The sequence below is a fragment of the Acetonema longum DSM 6540 genome (assembly GCF_000219125.1).
Lineage (GTDB): Bacteria > Bacillota > Negativicutes > Sporomusales > Acetonemataceae > Acetonema > Acetonema longum.
The window spans coordinates 14,972-29,810 of the sequence record NZ_AFGF01000019.1 but is presented as its reverse complement, the minus strand read 5'-3'; the positions used below and the strand labels follow the sequence as shown (position 1 = coordinate 29,810).

General features: G+C 52.3%; 13 protein-coding genes. All 13 read left to right on the top strand.

The window, feature by feature from the left end; translation table 11 throughout:
- The first annotated feature begins 73 nt into the window (after positions 1-73).
- The 13 genes from amrA to ALO_RS03200 all read left to right on the top strand — a co-directional run bounded on the left by amrA (position 74) and on the right by ALO_RS03200 (position 14,645).
- Complete coding sequence (gene amrA / locus ALO_RS03260; RefSeq protein WP_004092828.1) at positions 74-562, top strand: AmmeMemoRadiSam system protein A; 489 nt, start codon at positions 74-76, stop codon at positions 560-562.
- A gap of 61 nt (positions 563-623) precedes the next feature.
- The gene (amrS, locus tag ALO_RS03255; protein ID WP_004092827.1) at positions 624-1,562 is read left to right on the top strand and encodes an AmmeMemoRadiSam system radical SAM enzyme; all 939 of its coding nucleotides are present in this window, start codon (positions 624-626) and stop codon (positions 1,560-1,562) included.
- 159 nt (positions 1,563-1,721) lie between these two features.
- Entirely contained in the window at positions 1,722-2,756 is a 1,035-nt protein-coding gene (gene argC / locus ALO_RS03250) for an N-acetyl-gamma-glutamyl-phosphate reductase (RefSeq protein WP_004092826.1), read from the top strand.
- 52 nt (positions 2,757-2,808) lie between these two features.
- Complete coding sequence (gene argJ, locus ALO_RS03245; protein WP_004092825.1) at positions 2,809-4,014, top strand: bifunctional glutamate N-acetyltransferase/amino-acid acetyltransferase ArgJ; 1,206 nt, start codon at positions 2,809-2,811, stop codon at positions 4,012-4,014.
- Positions 4,015-4,040: 26 nt separating this feature from the next.
- Positions 4,041-4,937: an acetylglutamate kinase gene (gene argB / locus ALO_RS03240; protein WP_004092823.1), complete on the top strand. Its 897-nt coding sequence runs from the start codon at positions 4,041-4,043 to the stop codon at positions 4,935-4,937.
- 1 nt (position 4,938) lies between these two features.
- Positions 4,939-6,129, top strand: coding sequence for an acetylornithine transaminase (locus tag ALO_RS03235; RefSeq protein ID WP_004092821.1), 1,191 nt, complete (start codon positions 4,939-4,941; stop codon positions 6,127-6,129).
- Positions 6,130-6,153: 24 nt separating this feature from the next.
- The gene (argF, locus tag ALO_RS03230) at positions 6,154-7,089 is read left to right on the top strand and encodes an ornithine carbamoyltransferase (protein ID WP_004092820.1); all 936 of its coding nucleotides are present in this window, start codon (positions 6,154-6,156) and stop codon (positions 7,087-7,089) included.
- 16 nt (positions 7,090-7,105) lie between these two features.
- Positions 7,106-8,332 (top strand): argininosuccinate synthase, encoded by a 1,227-nt coding sequence (locus ALO_RS03225; protein WP_004092819.1) that lies wholly within the window; start codon positions 7,106-7,108, stop codon positions 8,330-8,332.
- Entirely contained in the window at positions 8,325-9,728 is a 1,404-nt protein-coding gene (gene argH, locus ALO_RS03220) for an argininosuccinate lyase (protein WP_004092818.1), read from the top strand. The genes ALO_RS03225 and argH overlap by 8 nt, the downstream gene beginning before the upstream one ends.
- A 159-nt stretch (positions 9,729-9,887) precedes the next feature.
- Positions 9,888-10,961 carry a branched-chain amino acid aminotransferase gene (locus ALO_RS03215; protein WP_004092817.1) on the top strand — a complete coding sequence of 358 codons (1,074 nt, stop codon included), beginning with the start codon at positions 9,888-9,890 and terminating at the stop codon, positions 10,959-10,961.
- Between the two features lie 167 nt (positions 10,962-11,128).
- A complete protein-coding gene (gene cdaA, locus ALO_RS03210) occupies positions 11,129-11,947 on the top strand; it encodes a diadenylate cyclase CdaA (RefSeq protein WP_040292629.1) in 819 nt (272 codons plus the stop codon).
- A complete protein-coding gene (locus tag ALO_RS03205; protein ID WP_004092815.1) occupies positions 11,944-12,882 on the top strand; it encodes a CdaR family protein in 939 nt (312 codons plus the stop codon). The genes cdaA and ALO_RS03205 overlap by 4 nt, the downstream gene beginning before the upstream one ends.
- A 155-nt stretch (positions 12,883-13,037) precedes the next feature.
- Positions 13,038-14,645, top strand: a complete 1,608-nt coding sequence (locus ALO_RS03200; RefSeq protein ID WP_004092813.1) for an NAD(P)/FAD-dependent oxidoreductase — start codon at positions 13,038-13,040, stop codon at positions 14,643-14,645.
- Positions 14,646-14,839: the final 194 nt, after the last annotated feature.

Genomic DNA, 14,839 nt, shown 5'->3' with positions numbered 1-14,839 from the left:
CGCGGCTGTAGATAAGTTCTGCACTCATTCTCCAGGGGGTGGGATTATTCTTAAAAGAAGCGTACCGGTTGAATTGGCTGTCAATAGTCTGAACTATTACCTGAAGACGGTAGAAATCATGGGGTTGCCGGCCGACTTGCCGCCGGAATTAAGCGGCAGGGCCGGCGTTTTTGTCTCATTGAAAAAACACGGACAACTCCGGGGGTGTATCGGGACTTTTTTGCCTGTCCAATCCAATATCGCCGCAGAAATTATTCATAACGCTGTAAGCGCCGGTACCAATGATCCCCGCTTCTGGCCGGTTAAGTCCGAAGAAATGGGAGAACTGGCAGTATCGGTTGATGTATTGTCTGAGCCGGAACCAATCAGCAGTCTAGACGACCTGGATCCTCACCGTTATGGAGTGATCGTGGCCCGGGGACAGCGTCGCGGCTTGCTGCTGCCGGATCTGGAAGGGGTCAATACGGTGGAAGGACAGGTAGCTATCGCCAAACAGAAAGCTGGTATCCGGCCAGAGGAACCAGTAGAGTTATACAGGTTTTATGTCATCCGTTATATATGAGGTAAGAAACTATGCAGGCTAAATGGTATCGAGAAATGGATGACAGGCTGATGTGTGAATTGTGTCCTCACCGGTGCCTGATCGGTCCCGGTCAGAGCGGTTTTGCCGGGTAAGGCGCAACCGGGACGGCCAGCTGGTTGCTGAAAATTACGGCGCTTGCACTTTCTGCGCCATGGATCCCATTGAGAAAAAGCCCTTATATCATTTTTATCCCGGCAGCCGGATTTTTTCCATTGGCTCCTGGGGTTGCAACTTTACCTGCCATTTTTGTCAGAACTGGACCATCGCCCAGCAGCAGGCCCCTTCAACCTTCCTGTCGCCAGAAGCGGTGGTGGACGCAGCCCTAAGATATCAGCCGGAAAATATCGGGATCGCCTATACTTATTCCGAGCCAGGGGTATGGTATGAATACCTGCTGGATACCGCGCGCCTGGCGCGTTTGCGGGGCCTTAAAAACGTCATGGTCACTAACGGATTTATTGAGCAGCCACCACTGATCGAACTGCTGCCGAATCTGGACGCCATGAATATTGATGTGAAAGGATTCAGTGAAGGCTTTTACCGCCAAATGTGCGGCGGTTCTCTGGTGGATGTGAAGCGCACCGTAGAGAAAGCCGCAGCCTCTTGCCACACGGAAATTACCACCCTGGTCATAGCGGGGCATAATGATGACCCGTCTGAGATCAGAGAATTAGCCCGGTGGCTGGCTGCCATCAACCCTGATATACCGCTGCATCTGTCTCGCTACTTCCCCGCCTACAAAATGGATCAACCTCCCACAGATATCCGGATATTGCAGAATGCCGGAGAAATTGCCCGGGAACATTTGCGTTATGTCTATCTGGGCAACGTTGGCGGCTATGAGTCTCATACCTGCTGCCCGGAATGCGGTCAGATCGTGCTGGACAGATTTAGGCGTCGCAGCCTGTTGCAGCAAGGAAAAATGTGTCCCCACTGCGGGACAGCAATAGCGATTACAGGAGAGGTGCTGTTTGTGTAACGGCGCCTTTTTTATTTCCTCCCGTTCCGCGATGCTTTGCATAGCTATGTATACAAAAAACTCTTGCATTAATATTCATTAATCATGTATAATTATTACTACCATCCAGAACTTCATAATTCCGAAATGGCACTTATTCTAAATATAGGGGGTATAAACATGAAAATAAGTATTTGCGGCGCAACAGGATATACCGGAGAAGAACTGCTGCGAATCCTGTCCGGGCATCCTCAGGCGGAGATTGTTTATATTACATCCGAAAGTCAGACCGGTACAGGGATTCATGAAATTTATCCCCATCTCACCCGATTGTATGACAGCAAGCTGGCCAGTATGGAAGAGATAGAGAACATCGCTTCTGCCAGTGATGTTATTTTTGCGGCTCTGCCTCATGGGCATGCCATGGAGGCAGGCAAGAAGATCATCGCCCAGGGAGCGAAAGTCATTGATCTGGGGGCGGATTATCGTTTCAGTGACCGAAAAGTTTATGAACAGTGGTACAAGGTCCCTCATACTCATCCTGAGGCCAAGGCGGTATACGGTTTAACCGAATTATACCGGGATCAGGTGAAAACGGCCCGTATCGTCGGCAATCCCGGCTGTTACACTACCGCCACGATCCTGGCTCTGGCACCTTTGGTCAAAAACAAACTGATCGAACTGAGCACGATCATCGTAGACGCTAAATCCGGCATTTCCGGCGCTGGCCGGGGTCTTAATCTAGCCTATCATTTCAGCGAAGCTCAGGAAAGCGTTAAGGCATATAATATCGCCGGCCATCGGCATACGCCGGAAATCGAGCAGGCTCTGAGTGAATTCGCTGGTACGGCAGTGACGATTAGTTTTACGCCGCACCTGATTCCCATGACCCGCGGCATCCTATCCACTTGCTACGCCAGCCTGAAGACCGGTGTCACGCCGGATCAGATCGATGAGGTGTTTGCATCTTCTTATCGCCAGGAATACTTCATCCGTCTCTTAGGCCGGGGAGGTTATCCTGTGACCAAAAATACACGGGGTTCCAACTTCTGCGATATCGGCTGGCATTATGACCACCGCACCGGCCGGGTCATTGTGGTCAGCGCCATTGACAACCTGGTGAAAGGCGCCGCCGGCCAAGCCATTCAGAACATGAATGTCATGTTCGGCATCGAAGAGACGACCGGCCTGACACAAGCGCCTTTATATCTGTAGGATACATTGAACTGCTGAATTCAAACTTAGAAAATGTGGGGGACGAATAACGATGAAAAAAATTACAGGCAGTATTACCACGCCGACGGGATTTCTGGCGTCCGGTGTTAAGGCCGGTCTTAAAAAAAGCGGCAAAGAGGATATAGCCATCATTTATTCTGAAACAGCCGCGGCAACGGCAGCGGTGTTTACCACCAATACCATGGCAGCGGCACCGGTCCTGGTGTCCAGAAATAATATTAAAAAGGGCAATGCCCGGGCGATTGTCATCAATTCCGGCAGCGCCAACGCCGGTACCGGCGATCTGGGGTTGAAAAATGCCGAGGAAATGGTGAAGCTGGCCGCCGGGCATCTGAATCTGCCGACAGACCAAGTCCTGGTGGCTTCCACCGGTGTCATCGGGGTACAGCTGCCGATGGATAAAATTGCGGCTGGCATTGCCCAGGCAAAAGCCGGACTTTCCGTCAACGGCGGCGAAAACGCCATGCTGGGCATCATGACCACGGATACCTTCCGCAAAGTGTCGGTTTACGAACAACAGCTCGGCGGCAAAACCGTCCGGATGGCCGGTATCGCCAAAGGCGCCGGCATGATCCACCCCAATATGGCCACCACTCTGTGCTTCGTTACCACGGATGCCGCGGTAGCTCCGGCCATACTGGATAAAGCCTGGCGGGACGCGATCAATTTGTCCTTTCATATGATCACGGTGGACGGGGACACCAGTACTAACGACATGGCGGCAGTGATGGCCAATGGCGCCGCCGGGAATAAAGTCATTGATCAGGCCAGCGGCCAGGATTATGAACTGTTTTACGACATGTTAAAAGCCGTGTGCACCGACCTGGCGAAGCTAGTGGTTAAGGACGGAGAAGGCGCTACTAAATTTCTCGAAATCACCGTCAGCAGCGCCCCCAGCTTTGCCGCTGCCAAAACTGCAGCTATGGCCATTGCTAAATCGCCGTTGGTGAAAACCGCCTTTTTTGGTCAGGACCCCAACTGGGGCCGGATTCTCTGTGCCGTAGGCTATTCCGGAGCACAAGCCGATCCGGCCAAAACTTCCCTGATGATCGGCGGTGTGCCGGTTGTCAAGGCTGGACTGGATGCCCACCCGGATCATCAGACTCTGAAAAAGGTTATGGCGGAAAAAGAGATCAAAGTGGAAGTCGAGTTAGGATTGGGGAAAGAGCAGGCTACTGTCTGGACCTGTGACTTCTCCTACGGGTATATAAAGATCAATGCCGAGTATCATACTTAAATTAATAGCCAAAGGAGATGAGAGCGATGACAAATGCGGAAAAAGTAGCGGTACTAACCGAGGCCCTGCCGTTTATGAAGCAGTTTTTCGGGAAAACGGTGGTCATTAAATACGGCGGCAATGCCATGATTAATGCCGCGTTAAAGCAAAAAGTAATCGAAGATATTATTCTCATGAAATTTACCGGTATGAAACCGGTGATCGTTCACGGCGGCGGCCCGGAAATTACCGCTATGCTCAAGCAGATAGGCAAACAGTCTGAGTTTGTCAGCGGGTTGCGCGTGACTGACACGGAAACCATGGAAATCGCCGAAATGGTTTTGGTGGGGAAACTCAACACTGAGATTGTAAGCCTCTTAAACCGTAACGGCGTTAAAGCCGTTGGTCTGAACGGCAAGGACGCCAATCTGACCATCGCCAAGAAGCATCTGGCCACCGTATATGAAGGAACCCAGGTGAAAGAAGTGGATATCGGCTATGTGGGTGACGTGATAAAAATCAATCCCGAAATCATTTCAGCCCTGCTGGCCCAGGACTATATCCCGGTCATTGCCCCTACCGGCGTAGGGGAAAACGGCGAAAGCTTCAATATCAACGCCGACTACGTGGCCGGTGAGATTGCCGCCGCTCTCGGCGCGGAAAAGCTTCTATTGCTAACCGATGTCGAGGGCATTTATCGTGACTATAAAGATCAATCCAGCTTCATATCCACCCTGACCTTTGCCGAAGCCACCGGCATGATTGCCAAAGGCTCTATTGAGGGCGGCATGGTGCCGAAAGTAGAGGCTTGCGTCCGGGCTTTGGCCGGCGGCGCCGGCAAAACCCATATCATCGACGGCAGACTGCCCCATTCCCTGCTGTTAGAAGTATTCACCAATGAAGGCATCGGTACTGAGGTAGTAAAGACAAAGGGGGAAAGATAACGTGGAGAAAAGCCGGGTCATCGAACTGGATCAGACCTGCTATATGCCCTTGTTTACCAGGTATCCAATCGTGCTTTCCCATGGCGAAGGCCCCTATGTTTATGACACTGCCGGTAAGAAATACCTTGATTTCCTGGCCGGCATCGCGGTGAACGCCCTGGGGCACGGCCACCCTCGCCTGGTGGAGGCCATTGCCGATCAGGCTAAAAAAATGATCCATTGTTCCAACTTATACTATACCGAAGGTCAGGCTCAACTGGCGCAAAAACTGGTGCAGTTGTCCGGTCTGGATAAGGTGTTTCTTGCCAACAGCGGCGCGGAAGCCAACGAAGGAGCCATCAAACTGGCCCGTAAGTATGCCAAGCGAATTTCCCAGGATAAAGTCCAGATCATCACGGCGGAACACTCCTTTCACGGCCGCACCCTGGCTACTGTGACTGCTACCGCCCAGCCGAAATATCAGCACGGTTACGAGCCTCTGCCCGGCGGTTTCCGTTATGTGCCTTATAACGATATCGATGCTCTGGCAACGGTTATGTCCGAGAAAACGGCGGCCGTCATGCTGGAGGCTATCCAGGGAGAAGGCGGCGTCAATATTCCGGATCAGGGGTATTTAAGCCAGGTACGGGCGCTCTGCGACAAATATCAGGCTCTGCTGATCCTGGACGAAGTTCAGTGCGGCATGGGCCGTACCGGTAAGATGTTTGCCTATCAACATGAGGGTGTTAAACCGGATATTGTGACCATGGCCAAGGGCCTGGGAGGCGGAATGCCCATTGGCGCTGTCCTGGGAACCAACCAGGTGGTTCAGGCTTTTTCGCCCGGGGATCATGGCTCCACTTTCGGCGGCAATCCTTTGGCCTGTGCTGCCGCCATTGCGGTCCTGGCCGTGATGGAGGAAGAGAAGCTGCCGGAGAATGCCCAAAAAATCGGCCAATATATGATGGCTGCCCTGGAAGGCTTAAAGCCAAAATATCCCCAACTGATTCAGACGGTGCGCGGCCAGGGGCTGATGATTGGAGTCAAGCTCCATAAGCCCGGTAAAGACATTGTCAATGCCGCTCTGGACGCCGGCGCCCTGATCAACTGCACCAACGGAGATGTGCTCCGGTTTGTGCCGCCGCTCAATATCCGGGTTCAGCATGTGGATGAATTAATTGCTATCCTGGAAAAAGTATTGACCAAAGCCTAAGGGGTTGAGGAGAGGAGAGTATATATGAGCCTTCACGGCAGAGACTTACTATCAGTGCATGAACTGTCCTATGAGGAAGTGCAGGAAATCTTCCGCCTGACCAAGATAGTAAAGGATAAACAAAAAAATGGCCAGGAGCATCACATACTAAAGGGTAAAACTTTGGGCATGATCTTTCAGAAATCTTCCACCCGTACCAGGGTTTCCTTTGAAGTCGGCATGTGGCAGCTAGGCGGCATGGCGATGTTCCTAAGCGCCAATGACCTGCAGATCGGCCGGGGTGAGCCGGTGAAAGACACGGCTAGGGTCTTATCCCGCTATGTGGACGGAATCATGATCCGTACTTTTTCCCATCAGGAAGTGGAAGAACTGGCTCAGTACGCCTCGGTGCCGGTGATCAACGGCCTGACCGACCTGCTACATCCCTGCCAGGCCCTGACCGACGTTTATACCGCTATCGAGCACAAGGGAGAAGTGAAAGGGAGAAAAATGGCCTATATCGGCGACGGCAACAATATGGCCAATTCCCTGATGTACGTTTGCGCCAAAGTGGGCATGAATATTGCCGTGGCCACCCCCAGTGAATATAAACCCAATGAAAGCGTGGTCAGCGGGGCCAGAGAAGATGCCAGGCTGTTTGGCAGCAGCATCGAGCTGACCAATGATCCCTATGAAGCCGTAAAAGACGCCGATATTGTCTATACCGATGTATGGGCCAGCATGGGCGAAAAAAGCAAATGGCATGTCCGCTGGCAGGCCCTGGCCCGGTTCCAGGTCAATAGCGAACTCCTGGGCGTTGCCAAGCCTGATGCTATCGTCATGCACTGCCTGCCGGCCCACCGGGGCGAGGAAATTACCGATGAAGTCATGGAAAGCAAGCAATCGGTGGTCTTTGACGAAGCCGAAAACCGCTTGCATGTTCAAAAGGCAATTATGGCTCTACTAATGGGCCACCCATAATTAGGAGGAGAATAGAATGAGTAAAAATCAGGACGTTAAAAAAGTAGTGCTGGCCTATTCCGGTGGCCTGGACACTTCGGTCATTATCCCTTGGCTGAAGGAAAACTATAACTGCGAGGTTATCGCCATGTGTGCCGATGTGGGCCAGGGCGATGAACTGAACATCGTGCGGGAAAAAGCCATTAAATCCGGCGCCAGCAAGGTATATATCGAAGACCTGAAACAGGAATTTATTGAGGACTTCATTTGGCCGGTGCTGAAAGCCGGCTCGGTCTATGAAGGCAAATACCTTTTAGGCACTTCCTTTGCCCGGCCGATCATTGCCCGGGCCATGGTGGAAGTGGCCAGGAAAGAAGGGGCTGACGCCATTGCTCACGGCGCTACCGGCAAAGGAAACGACCAGGTCCGGTTCGAACTGACCGTCAAGGCTCTGGCGCCTGATCTCAAGATCATTGCTCCCTGGAGGTTGTGGGACATCCGTTCCCGGGAAGATGCCATTGACTATGCGGAAAAACACAATGTGCCGGTGCCTGTGACCAAAAAGCGCCCCTACAGCATGGACCGTAATATCTGGCATCTGAGCCATGAAGGCGGCGATCTGGAAGATCCCTGGAACGCGCCGAAAGATGATGTGTACATGGTAACCAGCACGCCGGAACAGGCGCCTGACAAGGCGGCCTATATTGAGGTGGGTTTTGAGAAAGGCATCCCGGTCTCGGTCAACGGTGAGAAACTGGGCGCAGTGGCTCTGGTGGATAAGCTTAACGCCATCGGTGCAGCTAATGGCATTGGTATTGCCGACATTGTGGAAAACCGTCTGGTAGGAATGAAATCCCGGGGTGTCTATGAAACACCGGGGGGGGCCATTTTATTCTACGCCCATCGGGAGCTGGAGTATCTCACCCTGGACCGGGCCACCATGCACTATAAGGAGCAGGTAGCCGTCCGTTACAGCGAACTGGTGTATGACGGCATGTGGTACTCGCCGCTGAAGAAAGCCATTGACGCCTTTGTGGATTCCACCCAGGAAAATGTCACAGGCCTGGTCAGACTGAAACTGTACAAAGGCAATATTATGAGCGCCGGCGCCAAATCGCCTTATTCTCTGTATCATGAAGGCTTTGTCACTTTTGGCCGTGACGAAGTGTATAATCAAAAGGATGCGGAAGGATTCATCAACCTGTTTGGCCTGCCGCTGAAAATCCGCGCTCTAATGGAGCAGGGGGCTAAGAAACATGAGTAAGCTGTGGGGCGGTCGCTTTACTAAAGGCACCGATGTGATGGTGGAGGAGTTTACCTCATCCATTGCCTTTGACTGCCGGATGTACCGGGAAGATATCGCCGGCAGCATCGCTCATGCCGCCATGCTGGCCAAATGCGGCATTATCGCCGGCGAAGAGGCCGATCTGATCATCGGCGGTCTGAAAGATATCCTGGCCGATATTGAGGCAGGAAATTTCAGCTTTGAAGTATCCCTGGAAGACATCCACATGAATATCGAAAAACGGCTGACCGAGCGGATCGGCCCGACAGGAGGCAAACTGCATACAGCCCGCAGCCGCAACGATCAAGTGGCCTTGGATACTCATCTCTATCTGAAGCGGGAGATTGGCGCCATCGCCCGCCTCCTGACCGATCTGCAGCAGGCCCTTGCTGAAGTGGCGGACAGGCATCAGGAAATCATTATGCCTGGCTACACTCACCTGCAGCGGGCTCAACCTATCCTGTTTTCTCATCATCTGCTGGCCTATTTCTTTATGCTGCAGCGGGATTTTGCCCGGCTGGAAGGAGTCTGGCAGAGAACAGACATGATGCCTCTGGGTGCCGGAGCTCTGGCCGGCACCACATTCCCGATTGACCGGCATTTTGTGGCCCGGGAGCTGGGCTTCAGCCAACTCTACGAGAACAGTCTGGATGCAGTCAGTGACCGGGACTATATCCTGGAATTCCTGTCGTTTGCCGCTATCCTGATGCTGCACCTAAGCCGTCTGAGCGAGGAAATCATTCTCTGGTCCAGCGCCGAATTCTCCTTTATTGAACTGGATGACGCTCACTGCACCGGCTCCAGCATTATGCCCCAGAAAAAAAATCCCGATGTGGCCGAACTGGTCAGAGGCAAAACTGGCCGGGTGACAGGTCACCTGATGGCTCTCCTGACCGTGGCCAAAGGATTGCCTCTGGCTTATAACAAGGATCTGCAGGAAGACAAAGAAGGCCTGTTTGATACCATTGACACCGTCAAGTTCAGTCTGTCAGTGTACGCCTCCATGCTGCGGGCCATGCGGATCAATGCTGAACGCACCGGTCAGGCGGTGCGGCAGGATTTTTCCAATGCGACTGACATGGCTGACTATCTGGTGAAAAAAGGACTTCCCTTCCGTCAGGCCCATGAAGTAGTGGGCAAATGCGTCCATTACTGCATCGAACAAGGTAAGTACTTGCTGGATCTAACCTTAGATGAATTTCGCCGGTTTTCGCCTCTGTTTGAAGAAGATATTCTGGAAGCTATCCGTGTGGAGACCTGCATCAGCGCCCGCAACTCTTACGGCGGCACATCCTACAGCCAGGTCCGGCGGGCGTTGACCCAAACGACTGCCATTCTCCGGGAACAGGGCAAAAGCTGCGAAAAAATGAAATAGACAACAAAATACAACTGATCGTTTACGACGGACATATTTCGTAAAATTACGCCTCTTCTGCTGGTTGTGCATTGACATGTATACAATAAACAAGATATAATAATCCTAATTTATACTGGCTATAGAAATACTGCGGCAAAGCGAAGAGGAGGTTGTATCGTGACCGATATCAAGGTGAAAACGGTCAGTAAGCCCGGTTCCCTGCCTGATGAGAGCAGGCTGGGGTTCGGAGCTTATTTTACGGACCACATGTTTGTTATGGACTATGAAACCGGTAAGGGCTGGCATGATCCCCGCATTGAACCTTATGAGGAATTTTCGCTCTTTCCAGCGGCCATGGTTCTGCATTACGGCCAGGCAATTTTTGAAGGCATGAAGGCTTTCCGCACGGTAGATAACCGGATCGTCGTGTTCCGTACTAAGGACTATCTGCAGCGGTTTAACCGCTCGGCGGAAATTCTCTGTATCCCCCGGATGGATGCGGATTTGCTGGAACAGGCCCTGTACCAGCTGCTCAAGCAAGAGGCTCACTGGGTGCCTGGCCGGTTGGGAACGTCTTTATACATCCGGCCTTTTGTCATTGCCACCGATCCCTATGTGGGAGTAAAATCCTCCGACACATTTAAACTGTTCATCATTCTCTCGCCGGTGGGGGCTTACTATGCTTCCGGGTTCAATCCGGTAAGCATCAAAGTCGAAGACAAATATGTGCGGGCAATTCACGGCGGCATCGGCGAAGCGAAAACCCCTGCCAACTATGCCGCCAGTCTCCGGGCCCAGGTAGAGGCCAAAGAGGAAGGTTATAGCCAGGTGCTCTGGCTGGATGCAGCGGAACGCAAATATGTGGAAGAAGTCGGCACCATGAACATTTTCTTCAAAATTAATGGCGAATTGGTGACTCCTAAGCTTAACGGCAGTATTCTGAGCGGCATCACCCGCCGTACGGTTATTGAGATATCCAGAGAGTGGGGCGTAAACGTCACAGAACGTCAGATTTCAGTGGATGAGCTGTTCGAGGCTCATGACAGAGGCCAGTTGGAAGAGGTTTTCGGATCCGGTACGGCGGCAGTAATTTCACCGGTAGGCGAGCTTTCCTGGAAAGGCCGTAAAATTGTGATCAATAATAATCAAACCGGTCCATTCAGTCAAAAATTGTTTGATTATGTGGCTGGTCTCCAGTATGGAAATTTGAGCGATCCCCACGGCTGGGTCAACGAAGTCACTAAATTATAAAAAAAATTATCAAACCTCCCATGTGGGAGGCTTTTCTTTACCAATTTTGCTTATACTAAGTGCTGTAATCCGGTGTGAAATTTTTTTTGGAAAAATTCAGAGACAAAAGGTTTTTCCTGTTATTGGACAGAATATGTATTAAGTAAGGATGGTTGAGGTGATTCAGTATGATGTTGCAGATTCGCGGAATTATCGCAACAATGACCCTGCTTGATCTGATTGATATATTTATTGTGGCAGTATTTCTCTACAAAGTGTATGTCACAATTAAAGATACCCGCGCCAATAACCTTCTGAAAGGGTTGGTTGTTTTGCTCATGCTGACTTTGGTCAGCAAGTGGCTCAGCCTGAATGTGATCAACTGGCTGCTGCAAAAAACCATGACAGTGGTGCTTGTGGCTCTGCCAATTGTTTTTCAGCCGGAATTACGGCGCGCTTTAGAACAATTGGGGAAAGGAAATATTTTCCGAAAAAATGTATTCCTGAATGAGCAGGAGGCGGAAACCTTTATTGCGGAGCTGGTTAAGGCCGCGGTTACCTTATCCAAGAATAAAATCGGCGCTTTGATTGTGCTGGAACGGGAAATTGGGTTGAACGACTATATGGAGCAGGGCATTAAAATTGATGGGCAGGTATCCAGTGAGTTTATTATCAATATTTTTATCCCCAATACCCCTCTCCATGACGGAGCAGCCATCATCCGGGGAAACCGGGTTATGGCCGCAGGCTGTCTGCTGCCTCTTACCGACGACGGTACATTGAATAAAGAATTGGGGACCCGGCACCGGGCGGCTATCGGGGTGACAGAACAGACCGACGCACTGGTGGTGGTGGTCAGTGAGGAAACCGGCGTGATCTCTCTGGCGCGAAGCGGCCAGCTTCTGCGCTACCTGGATGGGGAAGGACTGCGTAAAAATCTGACTCCGCTTTTAGTCAGCAAGCAATCCGGCCTGAGTGACTTTTTCCGCTGGAGGTCAGCTTCATGATGGAAAAAATCGGACGAAACAACATTTTCATTAAAATCCTGGCTTTTATCCTGGCTACGATATTGTGGCTGTATGTGATGAATGAACAAAATCCTCCCTTGGAGACATCTCTTACCGTGCCTTTGGAAACGAGAAATCTGGCAGCCAATCTTTTGGTGGTAGACTCGCCTGACGCTATCAAAGTCAAAGTGCGGGGGCCACGCAGTCTGATTGCAGGTCTCCTGCCCCGGGATATCAAGCCTTACGTCGATGTGAAAGACCTGGCGGAAGGAAAGCACTCTCTGAATGTGGCTGTACATTTGCCGCTTAGTTTGGAACTGGTTGAGGTGAATCCGGAGAAAGTAACTTTAAACCTGGATTTGAGCGCACAGAAACAAATGGCGGTGTCACTCAGGCTGACCGGCACGACCGGCCCCGATATCGTAGTGGGTAAGACCGGCATTGATCCGACTCAGGTTGTAGTGTCCGGTGCTAAAACTTTTGTTGATGCGGTGGACCGAGTTGTGGCTACGGTGGATATGACAGGTAAGACGAAGGAGTTTACCGCTGAGGTGCCGGTGGTTTTTTATGCCCGGGACGGGCGGCAGATTGAACGGCTGACCGCCAAGCCGGACCGGGTGAAGGTATCTACGGTGCTGAAGCAGGTTACTGACAAAAAGGTCGTGGAAGTCAAGACCATGATCTATGGTGAATTGCCAGCCGGTGTTACTCTGACCCGGATCAGCGGGGAGCCCAATCAGGTAGAACTGCAAGGCAACCCGGATGTTTTAGCTAAAATAGAATCTATCTATACCGAACCGATCAATATTGGCGGCATCACGCAAAGCATCAAAAAAGAAGTCAGACTGCAACTGACGCGAGAGCAAGACAAAGAAGTGATCGTTGTGCCGGAGAAGATTACGGTGAGCATAGAAGTCGGACCCTCGGCACGCTAGGAGACCGTTGAAAAAGGCCCATCTGCGTTGTCAGTCCTGCGGGCGCGCCCTCGTTCTTCCTAGCATCTGGACCTTTTTGAACGGTCTCAGTTTCTAGGCGGTAGATGCGTTTTGCAAAAAGTTCTAGGAGACCGTTAAAAAAGGAGTTTAAGGTATTGCTGCGGATTACAGATTTTCGGGTGCATATTGATGATGATACGCCGCTTGCGCGTTTGGCCGCCAAGCGGCTAAAAGTGTCCGGGGACGCAATCGGAGAAATTTCCATTGTGCGTAAGGCGCTGGATGCCCGGCGCAAGAATAACATTAGTTTTGTTTACACGCTGGATGTGTCGGTGAGATCAGCCGAGGGACTGATCCTTTCCCGGCTGGCAGGGGATCAGCATGTGGCGGTTGTTTCTCCGCCGGCGGCGGAATCTCTGGAGTATGGCTTAAGGCCGCTGACGCACCGGCCGGTGGTGGTGGGATTCGGCCCGGCCGGTATGATGGCGGCGCTGCTGTTGGCCCGGCACGGCTATAAGCCGCTGGTGCTGGAACGGGGCCGGGATCTGGACCGCCGGGCGCAGGACGTAGCTGAGTTTTGGCGCAGCGGCAGCCTGGATCCTGTTTCCAATGTTCAGTTTGGTGAAGGCGGCGCCGGCACTTTTTCCGACGGCAAGCTGACCACCCGGGTGACCGACCCGCGCATGCAGGAAGCTTTGGCGATACTGGTGGAAGCCGGCGCCCCGCCGGAAATCCGCTATACATATAAGCCCCATATCGGCACTGACAAGCTGAGGACCGTGGTAAAAAACATCCGGCAGCAGATCATTGCCTGCGGCGGAGAAGTCCGCTTTGAGGCTCAGGTCACGGATTTATACTTGCCTGACGGACGATTGGCTGGTATGATGATAAACGGACAGGAAAAGTTTGATTCTGAGATCCTGATTCTGGCCATCGGCCATAGCGCCAGGGATACATACGGGATGCTTTCCCGGCGGGGAATGGCTATGGAAGCCAAAGCTTTCGCTGTGGGGGTGAGAATTGAGCATCCCCAGGATATGATTGATCGGGCTCAGTATGGGCCGTCAGCCGGTCACCCTAAATTGGGCCCGGCAGATTACTCCCTGGTGTATCATGATCAGGCCTCCGGCCGGACGGCCTATTCCTTTTGCATGTGCCCGGGGGGCCAGGTGGTGGCGGCGGCTTCCGAACCGGGGAGAATGGTCACCAACGGCATGAGCCTGCACCAACGAGCCAGTGGCATTGCTAACAGTGCCCTGATCGTCAATGTGGGTCCGGCGGATTTTGGTTCTCATGTCCTGGACGGCATCCATTTTCAACAACACTATGAGCAACTGGCCTTTCAGGCCGGCGGCGGCGACTACTCTGCTCCCGCCCAGAGTGTGGGCGACCTATTGAGCGGCAGGGTGCCCGCTAAACCACAGTATTTGACTCAGCCTACCTATTTGCCGGGGGTGAGACCGGTTGATCTGGGGGTCTGCCTGCCGAGCTATATCTGTCAGACACTGGCCAAGGCCCTGCCTGATTTTGGCCGTAAGATAAAAGGCTTTGATCATCCCCAGGCAGTGATGACCGGAGTGGAGATGCGCTCATCCGCGCCGGTCAGGATCATCCGGAATAAAGACTACCAATCGGTCAACAGCACCGGCGTCTACCCGGTGGGCGAGGGCGCCGGCTATGCCGGCGGCATCATGAGCGCCGCCCTGGACGGGATGAATGCGGCTGCGGCGATTATGGCTAAATACAAACCTTATAATTCATAATTTAAATACTAGGAACTTGTTGTAAAACCAATCTGTTTCCTAAAATCTGGAACCGCTCGAAAAGGTTCAGATGCTAGCTGCGACGAGGACGGGCGTGCGACTGTACATTCGCAGGGTACGTCGATACTGGAAAGATGCGGAGCATCGTGAGATCAGGAGGAAACCAAACACTTTTCGGTGTAGTTACAGCAAAT

Bases quoted from the DNA above. Each gene is read 5' to 3' on its own strand.
- argC (WP_004092826.1), top strand. From the start codon at position 1,722: ATGAAAATAAGTATTTGCGGCGCAACAGGATATACCGGAGAAGAACTG.
- argJ (WP_004092825.1), top strand. From the start codon at position 2,809: ATGAAAAAAATTACAGGCAGTATTACCACGCCGACGGGATTTCTGGCG.
- argB (WP_004092823.1), top strand. From the start codon at position 4,041: ATGACAAATGCGGAAAAAGTAGCGGTACTAACCGAGGCCCTGCCGTTT.
- argF (WP_004092820.1), top strand. From the start codon at position 6,154: ATGAGCCTTCACGGCAGAGACTTACTATCAGTGCATGAACTGTCCTAT.
- ALO_RS03225 (WP_004092819.1), top strand. From the start codon at position 7,106: ATGAGTAAAAATCAGGACGTTAAAAAAGTAGTGCTGGCCTATTCCGGT.
- argH (WP_004092818.1), top strand. From the start codon at position 8,325: ATGAGTAAGCTGTGGGGCGGTCGCTTTACTAAAGGCACCGATGTGATG.
- cdaA (WP_040292629.1), top strand. From the start codon at position 11,129: ATGATGTTGCAGATTCGCGGAATTATCGCAACAATGACCCTGCTTGAT.
- ALO_RS03205 (WP_004092815.1), top strand. From the start codon at position 11,944: ATGATGGAAAAAATCGGACGAAACAACATTTTCATTAAAATCCTGGCT.